Annotated in this window: 3 protein-coding genes and 1 pseudogene; 2 read left to right on the forward strand and 2 right to left on the reverse strand. The window is 66.2% G+C overall.

The genetic code is table 11. The annotated features are described in order from the left end of the window. Positions 1-369, reverse strand: a 369-nt coding sequence (locus tag AUV08_RS12385) for a transposase family protein (RefSeq protein WP_197463616.1), incomplete at its 3' end; no start/stop codon positions are given. Between the two features lie 437 nt (positions 370-806). On the opposite strand from AUV08_RS12385, the gene AUV08_RS11935 reads away from it, so the two are divergent. Both AUV08_RS11935 and AUV08_RS12175 read left to right on the forward strand, forming a co-directional pair. Continuing rightward, a complete protein-coding gene (locus AUV08_RS11935; RefSeq protein ID WP_157571212.1) occupies positions 807-983 on the forward strand; it encodes a hypothetical protein in 177 nt (58 codons plus the stop codon). 36 nt (positions 984-1,019) lie between these two features. Continuing rightward, a pseudogene (locus AUV08_RS12175) lies at positions 1,020-1,304 on the forward strand (transposase); the annotation flags it as partial. A gap of 6 nt (positions 1,305-1,310) precedes the next feature. On the opposite strand, the gene AUV08_RS04965 reads toward AUV08_RS12175, so the two are convergent. Further along, a complete protein-coding gene (locus AUV08_RS04965; protein WP_061873118.1) occupies positions 1,311-2,468 on the reverse strand; it encodes an IS30 family transposase in 1,158 nt (385 codons plus the stop codon). Positions 2,469-2,537 lie beyond the last annotated feature (69 nt).

The raw sequence follows: 2,537 nt of genomic DNA on the forward strand, positions 1-2,537 counted from the left end.
GGTCGCGTAGGCCTTCCCCGACCTGCCCGGCACGAGGTCCAACAGCCGGGCCCGCGTCTTCCCGGTGCTGTCGCGGGTGAGGTCGACCATCCCGGTCAGCTCTTTCGGACCGCGCTTGCGCGGGTCGACGTGATGCCAGATGTGCTCGTCAACGCCCAGCGTTGTCACGTTCTCGAACCGGGACTCATCGGCCGCGAGCTTCACAAGCTCCGGCTCGACGGCCCGCCACACCGTCTTCCACGACGTGCCCAGCTGGCGACGCAGTCCTTCGATCGTGGCGTGTTCGCGACGCAGCTGACCGACTGCCCAGACGACCGCGCGTCGGGTGAGTGCCCCACGCGGGGCGACAAGAGACGGCAGCTGTTCCACGAACGTCTGTCGTGCACAGCCCGACTCGTCGCACCGCCAGACTCGCTGCCGCCACACGATTCGCACCCGTGTCATGCCGGGCACGTCATGAAGCAGCCGGCGGCGACGTCCACGGCCGATCGCGACGGTCCCGCACGACGGGCAACCGGCAGGCGCCGCAGGACTCGAGACCGTCACGATCAGTAGTCCGTTGCGGCGGTCCACGTGCTCGACATGGACGCCGTCGAGGCCGAGCAGGAGGTCGCAGCGGGAACACGGGTCAGTGGCAGAGCGCGCGTGAGCGCACCCCGAAGTAGGGTGAAGCACGTCGAGGTCCTCGTAATGGATCAGGTGGTTAGCGCTTCTGATCCTCGGGGACCTCGACCCCTACCCGTCGAACCTCACCCGGCGAGCCCTACCCCCACCGAATGTCCGAAGAGCCCTCTTACGATTGGCACATGTGGCAAATCCTGGTGAAGCACGTGGACCCAGCGAGCACCCTTCCCGAGTCCGAGCGTGCCGCCGCAGCCCATTCTGAGCTTGCGCCGCCTCGCGCCGAAGTGATCGACGCGCCGACGAGCGCAGAGGCGATCGCCAAGATCCAGGCGCTTGACCCCAGATCTTGGACACGCTGATTCCAGCACGTTGCTGGGGAAGCGAGAATCCAAGGGATGGCTAGGAAGAACTACACGGACGAGTTCCGGCAGCGGGCAGTGGACTTGTACGAGTCCACGCCGGGTGCGACGTTGAAGGGCATTGCGGCTGACCTCGGGATCTCCCGCGGCGCGTTGCGGGAGTGGGTCGAGAAGCACGGCTCGGGGGCCACGACCGCCGGCACGACGTCGATGCCGGCGCCGGGTCGGGCTGAGTCCCAGGCGGCGAAGGTCCTCCGGTTGGAGGCCGAGAAAGCGAGGCTGGAAGCGGAAAAGCTGAAGCTCGAGACGGAGCGGGACATGGCGGATTCAACCGGTGGTCGCAACGAGTTCCGTGAACTTCTCCGATGGTGTCAGATATCCGAGCGTCTTGCGTGGTCGGCCGTTGAGCGAGTCCTGAATCGCGGTCAGGTCCGCGCGGCTAACGATGCTCAGATCGGTGCTCTTCGGAAGGTATTGACGTAGCAACCCGTTGGTGTTCTCATTGCTGCCCCGCTGCCACGGGGAGTGCGGGTCGCAGAAGTAGATCGGGATCCCGGTTGTGGCTGTGAACTCGAGGTGCTTGGCCATCTCCGCGCCCTGATCCCAGGTGATCGTCCGCGCCAGCGACGACGGGAGCGCGGTGATCGCTTCGCGCATCGCGGCCTCCACCTTGTCTGCACTCTTCCCATCAGGCAAATGCAGCAGGAGCGTGAGGCGGGTGCTGCGTTCGACGAGGGTTCCGACGGCGCTACGGCTGTTCTCACCAAGGATGAGATCGCCTTCCCAATGCCCGGGAACGGCACGGTCCTCGACCTCAGCGGGGCGCTCGCTGATCATGACCATCCCTGGCAGACGGCCGCGCCGATCCGTTGCGGTTCGCGCCTTCCTGGCCGTGCGTCCCGATCTCAGGCAGCGGGCGAGTTCTCGGCGCAGTTGCCCGCGTCCCTGTACGAACAGGGACTGATAGATCGTCTCGTGGCTCACGTGCATCTCCGGGTCGTCGGGATGCTCCAACCGTAGGCGGGCAGCGATCTCCTGCGGCGACCACAGCTGCTTCAACTGCGCTGTCACGGTCTCGAGCAACCGGCCACCGTCAAGCTTGAACGGCTTCGGCCTGCGGGCCTGCTCCCGGGCGTCCTCATGCGCCCGCCACGCCGAGTACTCCTCGCGTCCGCCGCCCCGCTTGACCTCGCGGCTGATCGTCGACACCGCCCGCCCGAGGCTGCGCGCGATCGCAGTGAGCGTGTCACCGCGGGCGAGACCCACGAGTATCTCCTCGCGATCGAAGACCGTCAGATGACCCTCGCGCGGCTCCCAGCCGAACGGTTTCCCGTCGAGGTGACGCCCTTCCCTCGCCATGCGGCCGACCATCGGCGCCGTGCACCCGATCTCGCGAGCGATGTCGATGAGTCTCCATCCCTTCGAGTGGAGACGGAGCGCGAGCTGCTTCTGCTCACGACTGAGATGACCATGCTTGCCCTGCAACCGATGCCTCCTGAGATCAACGTCTGCTTCATCTCACAGCACCCATTGCGTTGACCGGTTGAATCCGCC

Origin of the sequence: Micrococcus sp. CH7, assembly GCF_001595485.1 — a bacterium.
Taxonomy (GTDB): domain Bacteria; phylum Actinomycetota; class Actinomycetes; order Actinomycetales; family Micrococcaceae; genus Micrococcus; species Micrococcus luteus.

Excerpts from the sequence above, each read along its gene's own strand:
- AUV08_RS11935 (WP_157571212.1), top strand. The coding sequence starts at position 807 with ATGTGGCAAATCCTGGTGAAGCACGTGGACCCAGCGAGCACCCTTCCC.